Source organism: Corallococcus llansteffanensis, from assembly GCF_003612055.1.
Classification (GTDB): domain Bacteria; phylum Myxococcota; class Myxococcia; order Myxococcales; family Myxococcaceae; genus Corallococcus; species Corallococcus llansteffanensis.
The window spans coordinates 1-5,558 of sequence record NZ_RAWB01000624.1 but is presented as its reverse complement, the minus strand read 5'-3'; the positions used below and the strand labels follow the sequence as shown (position 1 = coordinate 5,558).

Annotated in this window: 6 protein-coding genes; 5 read left to right on the top strand and 1 reads right to left on the bottom strand. The window is 72.7% G+C overall.

The window, feature by feature from the left end:
- The coding region (locus tag D7V93_RS36695; protein WP_244237725.1) for a 2-thiouracil desulfurase family protein at positions 1 to 623 on the top strand (623 nt) is incomplete at its 5' end.
- Between the two features lie 9 nt (positions 624 to 632).
- On the opposite strand, the gene D7V93_RS36690 is transcribed toward D7V93_RS36695, so the two are convergent.
- Positions 633 to 1,712: an enoyl-CoA hydratase/isomerase family protein gene (locus tag D7V93_RS36690; RefSeq protein ID WP_120647779.1), complete on the bottom strand. Its 1,080-nt coding sequence runs from the start codon at positions 1,710 to 1,712 to the stop codon at positions 633 to 635.
- A gap of 82 nt (positions 1,713 to 1,794) precedes the next feature.
- Here D7V93_RS36690 and D7V93_RS36685 point away from each other — a divergent pair, with 82 nt between their 5' ends.
- The 4 genes from D7V93_RS36685 to murQ form a co-directional block, all read left to right on the top strand.
- The gene (locus D7V93_RS36685) at positions 1,795 to 2,484 is read left to right on the top strand and encodes an HAD family hydrolase (protein WP_120647778.1); all 690 of its coding nucleotides are present in this window, start codon (positions 1,795 to 1,797) and stop codon (positions 2,482 to 2,484) included.
- Between the two features lie 86 nt (positions 2,485 to 2,570).
- A complete protein-coding gene (locus D7V93_RS36680; protein WP_120647777.1) occupies positions 2,571 to 4,094 on the top strand; it encodes an NAD(P)-binding protein in 1,524 nt (507 codons plus the stop codon).
- Positions 4,095 to 4,199: 105 nt separating this feature from the next.
- Positions 4,200 to 4,391, top strand: a complete 192-nt coding sequence (gene rpmB / locus D7V93_RS36675; RefSeq protein ID WP_120647776.1) for a 50S ribosomal protein L28 — start codon at positions 4,200 to 4,202, stop codon at positions 4,389 to 4,391.
- Positions 4,392 to 4,408: 17 nt separating this feature from the next.
- Positions 4,409 to 5,558 (top strand): N-acetylmuramic acid 6-phosphate etherase (murQ, locus tag D7V93_RS36670; RefSeq protein ID WP_244237724.1); only part of this gene is annotated, 1,150 nt, incomplete at its 3' end.

Genomic DNA, 5,558 nt, shown 5'->3' with positions numbered 1-5,558 from the left:
CGCAGGCGTCCGAGGCTTCAGCTTGCGACGGCGCGGCGAAGCAAGCGCAGGCGTCCGAGGCTTCAGCCCGCGACGGCGCGGCAAAGCAAGCGCAGGCGTCCGAGGCTTCAGCCCGCGACGGCGCGGCGGAAGCTACGCAGGCATCGGCCCGCAACGCGCGGCGACAGGCCCTGCGCGACGCCCCCGTGGTCCTCGTCAGCGCGTGCCTGCTGGGCGAGGCCTGTCGGTACGACGGACGCTCTCAGCGCTCGGAGCGGGTGCTCGCGGTGCTGGAGGGCAAGGCCGTGGTCCCCATCTGTCCGGAGGCCGCCGCGGGCATGGGCATCCCCCGCCCTCCCGTGGACCTGTCTGGTGGCACGGGCGTGGACGTCTGGGCCGGCCGCGCGCGGGCCCTCACGCGGGAGACGCGCGAGGACCGCACCGCCGCGTTCCAGGAGGGCGCTCGGATGGCGCTCGACGCCGCGCGGCGGTTCGACGTCCCCGTGGCGCTGTTGAAGGAAAAGAGTCCTTCGTGCGGCAGCCAACGCGTCTACGACACCGGCGTGCTACGGCCGGGCGAAGGCATCACGACCGCGCTGCTGCGCGCGGACGGACGCACCGTCGTCAGCGACGAGGACCTGTAGCCTGGCGGATCAGCCCCGCGCGGGCAACACCAGCTCGTCCCCGGGACGCGGCGCGAAGCAGGCCTCCACCTCCGCGTCCGTCACGTCCGCGAGCGTGGCCGGGTTCCAGCGCGGCTTCTGATCCTTGTCCACGAGCACGGCCCGGATCCCCTCGCGGAAGTCCGGCCGCGCAGTCAGCGCCTGGCTCAAGCGGTACTCCACGCGCGCCATCGTGTCGTAGTCCTGGCCGCGCCCCTCGCGGAGCTGACGCAGCGTCACCTTGAGGCTCGTGGGCGACATGCGCAGCAGCGTGGCGCGCGTCTCCTCCGCCCACGGCGAACCCTCGCGCTCCAGCGCCGCCAGGATGTCCTCCACCCGGTCCCCCCGGAAGCACCGCGCGATGGCGTCCGCCCGCGCTTCGAGCGCGGAGGTCCCCGGCTCCGCGAGGAAGCCCGCGAGGACATGCGCCGCCACGTGGTGGCCCGGCCCCCTCCAGTCCGCGGCCACCAGCGCGTCCAGCACCTCCTCCAGCCGCGAGGACTCCACCCGGTGCGTCGCGTACCCGAGCCACACCGCGTCCGCCGCGTCACACCGCGCGCCCGTCAGCCCCAGGTACGTGCCCGTCTCGCCCGGAAAGCGCGGCAGGAACCAGCCGCCGCCGACGTCCGGGAAGAGGCCGATGCCCGTCTCCGGCATCGCGAGCACCAACCGCTCCGTCACGGCCCGGAACGCGCCGTGCACCGACAGCCCCAGCCCGCCGCCCATGCAGATGCCATCCACCAGCGCGATGAAGGGCTTCGGGAAGTGGTGGATCCGGTGGTTGAGCGCGTACTCCGCCAGGAAGAACTCGCGTGACAGGGGCCCGCCCCCTTCCGCATCCGGGCGTCCGAGCGACCCGGCCACCGCGCGCACGTCCCCTCCCGCGCAGAACGCCTTGCCCCCCGCGCCCCGGATCACCACGGCCTTCACGGACGGATCCACCGCCCACGCGTCCAACTGGGGATGGAGCGCCCGGCACATCTCCAGGGACAGCGCGTGGAGCGCCTTTGGGCGGTTGAGGGTGACAAGGCCCACCGGCCCACGGGTCTCCAGCAGCACGTCCTCGCTCATGCCCGGGGGATATCAGGACCGGCCGTGCACGCTTCGGAGATTCCAGGGGTGACATGGCGGCGAAAAAAGGTATGGGGAGAAAATGACTTCCGCCGCGCCCTTCCTGCGCGCCGCCGTCTTCGACATGGACGGCACGCTCGTCGACAACATGGACTTCCACAACCGGGCTTGGGTGACGCTCGCCCGGAGGCTCGGCCTGGAGGGCCTGACCGCCGAACGGTTCCAGAACGACTTCGCGGGCAAGAAGAACGAGGAGATCTTCCCGGAGCTCCTCGGGCGCACGCTGTCCGTGGCGGAGCTGGACGCGCTCGCGGAGGAGAAGGAGTCCCACTACCGCGCCATCTACCGGCCCTATCTGGCGCTGCACCGGGGTGCGGAGGCGTTCCTCCACCGGCTGCGGGACGCGCGCCTGCCCATGGCCGTGGCCACCGCCGCGCCGCAGGGCAACCGCGAGCTGGTGCTGGACGGGCTCGGCGTGCGGCCGCTCTTCGCGACCGTCGTCGGCGCCGAACAGGTGAAGCGCGGCAAGCCCGCGCCGGACATCTTCCTCGCGGCGGCCCAGGCGCTGAAGGTGCCTCCGGAAGCGTGCGTGGCCTTCGAGGACGCCATCAACGGCGTGCTGTCCGCGCGCGCCGCCGGCATGGTCACGGTGGGCATCACCACCACCACGACCGCCGAGAAGCTCAAGCAGGCAGGAGCCCACTTCACCGCCGCCGATTTCGACACGCTGCCGCCCGCGCTGCTGGCGCGCCTCTTCGACGCCCGTCCCTGAGGGGCGGGCCGGGGGGCCTGTCGGACCCGGAGCCCGCGTGCCAAAAGGGCGCCAGACGCGGTGACGTTGTGTAGTGTTCGGTGGCCATGTCGACGTCCGCCGCCAAACTCAAGCTCCCCTCGGGCCCGTCCCGGCACGTGTACGACGTCATCGTGCTGGGCAGCCAGGTCGGCGGCGCGCTCGCCGCCGCGCTCCTGGCGAAGCGCAACCACCGCGTGTTGCTGGTGGAGCACGACGGCATGGGCCCCGGCTACGAGCACGACGGCTTCGTGCTCCCCTACGCCCCCTTCGTCGCGCCGCCCCTCAAGGCGATGCCCATCGTGGAGGAGGCCCTCGCCGAGCTGGGGCTCGCGACGTCCATTGGCCGGGCGCTGCGCCCCCACGTCCCGGAGCTCCAGCTCGTCCTGCCGAAGAACCGCGTGGACCTGACCGCGGACGCCGCCCGCCGCCGCGCCGAGCTGACGCGCGAGTTCGGCGAGGCCGGCGAGGGCATCCAGGGCGCCCTGACGGGCAGCGCCGCCCAGCACGAGGCCACCGACGCCTTCTTCAAGGAAGGCCCCCAGCTGCCCCCCGACGGCTTCTTCGAGTCCTGGAAGCTCAAGGGGCTCATCAAGGAACACCCGGGCCTCACGGCGACGCCCCGGCTCGCGAGCGAGGACCCCGCGCTGTCGCTGGTGCGCGGCCTGCTGCCCTTCCTCGTCCACCTGGAGAAGCCCTCCGCGCCCCTGTCGCTCACCCGGGCCCTGTCGCAGGTCCTCACCTCGCCCTCCACCTACCCCGGCGGCATGGACGCCCTGCGCGACGTGCTCACCCGGCGGCTCGCGGAGCTGGGCGGCGACGTGCTGGGCCGCGACAACCCGGCGGGCTTCATCGTCGAGGAGCTGGCCTTCGACGGCAGCAAGTTCGCGGGCGTGAAGCTGGTGCGCTCGGACACGCTCTACCGGGCCTCCTGCCTCGTCACGGCCACGGACTCCGGGGCACTGCGCCGGCTGGTGACGGACAAGAAGCACCACCGGGGGCTGCTGGAGCACCTGGACCAGTCCAACACCAAGTCGCTGCTCTTCACCGTGAACTGGGTGGTGCCGGAAGCGGCCCTCCCGCGAGGCATGGGCGAGCTGGTGCTCGTGGACACCCAGGACGCGGAGCTGGGCCCGCTGCTCGTGCAGCAGCACCCGGCGCGCACGGCCGCCTCCGCCGGGACGAGCAAGGACGTGGAGGGCGTGCGCGTGGTGTGCGCGGGCGCCTTCGTCCCGGCCTCCGCGCGCGACCTGGGCGAGGAGCACCTGCAGGCCCTCGCGCTGAAGATCGACGAGCACCTGGACCGGCTGATGCCCTTCACGAAGCAGCACCGCGCGCTGCGGTCGGCCCCCTACCTGGACGCCGGGGGAGTGCGCGGCAGCCGCCTGATGCCCCACCCCCTCTACAGCTTCGAGTCGGAAGCCTTCCTGGGCGTCACGGGGTTGAATCAGCGCACGCCGGCCAAGAACGTGATCCTCGCGGGCCGCGAGGTGCTGCCCGGCCTGGGCCTGGAGGGCGAGCTGCTCGCGGGGATGCGGGCCGCGAAGCTGGTGCAGGACATGCTGAAGAAGAAGGATCCCCTCAAGCGGTAGGCTTCCCGCACGGATCCGGCTGGATTTTCGGACTGTTTCTGGTAGGGTCCGCCGCTCTTTTATGGGCTGCCGTAGAACGCCCCAGTTTTCAAGGAGTTAGCAGTCATGGCGTGGAAGTGCGACCTCTGTGGGAAGCGTCCGCTGGTGGGTAACAACGTCAGCCACGCGAACAACAAGACCAAGAAGCGGAGCCTGCCGAACCTGCAGAAGCTGCGGGCGAATGTCTCGGGCAGCATCGAGCGCGTTCTGGCCTGCACCCGCTGCATCAAAGCGGGCAAGGTGATCAAGGCCGCCTGAAGTCCGGGGTCCTTCCGGTGGGCACGACGCGCGCCCCAAAAGCAGCGCTTCCGCCCACCGAACGGCTCCACCCCCGCGCGGATGACCTGGACCTCCTCCCTGTCGAGGCGGTCGTCCGACGGTTGCATCAAGAAGACCTGATCGCCCTCCACGCGGTGCGTGAGGCCCTGCCCGCGGTCGCGGCGGCGGCCCGGACCGTAGCGGAAGCGCTGCGCATTGGCGGTCGGCTGCTGTACGTGGGCGCCGGCACCAGCGGACGGCTCGGCGTGCTCGATGCCAGCGAGTGTCCCCCCACCTTCGGCGTGCCGGCCACGTGCGTCCAGGCGGCCATCGCGGGCGGCAAGCGGGCGCTGACGCGCGCCGTGGAGGGCGCCGAGGACGACGTCGACGCGGGGGCCCGGGCCGTGCGCGCCTTCCGGGCGACGCCGCGCGACGTGGTGTGTGGCATCTCCGCGAGCGCCTCCACGCCTTACGTCCGGGGCGCCCTCGACGAGGCCCGGCGCCTGGGGGCCCACACGGTGCTGGTGTGCTGCAACCCGCCCGGCAGGGCCATGCGGGCGGACGCGGTGGTGCTGGCGCGCACCGGGCCGGAGGTGGTGGCGGGCTCCACGCGGCTCAAGGCGGGCACGGCGACGAAGCTCGTGCTGAACGCGCTCACCACGGCGGCCTTCGTGGCGCTGGGCAAGGTGTACCGGGGGCGCATGGTGGACGTGCGCCCGACGAACGCGAAGCTGCGGGCCCGCGCGGCGCGCATGGTGGCGGAGCTGACGGACCTGCCCGCGGCCCGGGCCCGGGCGCTGCTCGACGCTGCGGGGGACAGCGTGAAGCTGGCGCTGGCCATGCACTTCACCGGGCTTCCGGTGGCCCAGGCGCGGCGCAGGCTCCAGACTGTTGGCCTGCGGGCGCTCGCTCTCCCTCCGTCCGGCAGGGCACCGAAGCGGGGCGGAAGAGAGCTCCAGCCTCCAGCGGAGACGCGTCGCGGTCAGCGGCCCCGAACCTCGAGCGCAGCGAAGCCTCCGGCATCGCCAGCCCCTGTGCAGGCAGCCGAGACGCGGCTCGGCAAGCGGCCCCGAACGTCGAGCGGAAGAAGGCCCCTGGCACCCCCAGCCCCTGAGCAGGCAGCGAAGACGCAGCGCGGCAAGCGCCCCCGGACATCAAGCGCAGCAG

Coding starts and splice junctions, on each gene's coding strand:
- D7V93_RS36680 (WP_120647777.1), top strand. CDS start 2,571: ATGTCGACGTCCGCCGCCAAACTCAAGCTCCCCTCGGGCCCGTCCCGG.
- rpmB (WP_120647776.1), top strand. CDS start 4,200: ATGGCGTGGAAGTGCGACCTCTGTGGGAAGCGTCCGCTGGTGGGTAAC.
- D7V93_RS36690 (WP_120647779.1), bottom strand. CDS start 1,712: ATGAGCGAGGACGTGCTGCTGGAGACCCGTGGGCCGGTGGGCCTTGTC.
- D7V93_RS36685 (WP_120647778.1), top strand. CDS start 1,795: ATGACTTCCGCCGCGCCCTTCCTGCGCGCCGCCGTCTTCGACATGGAC.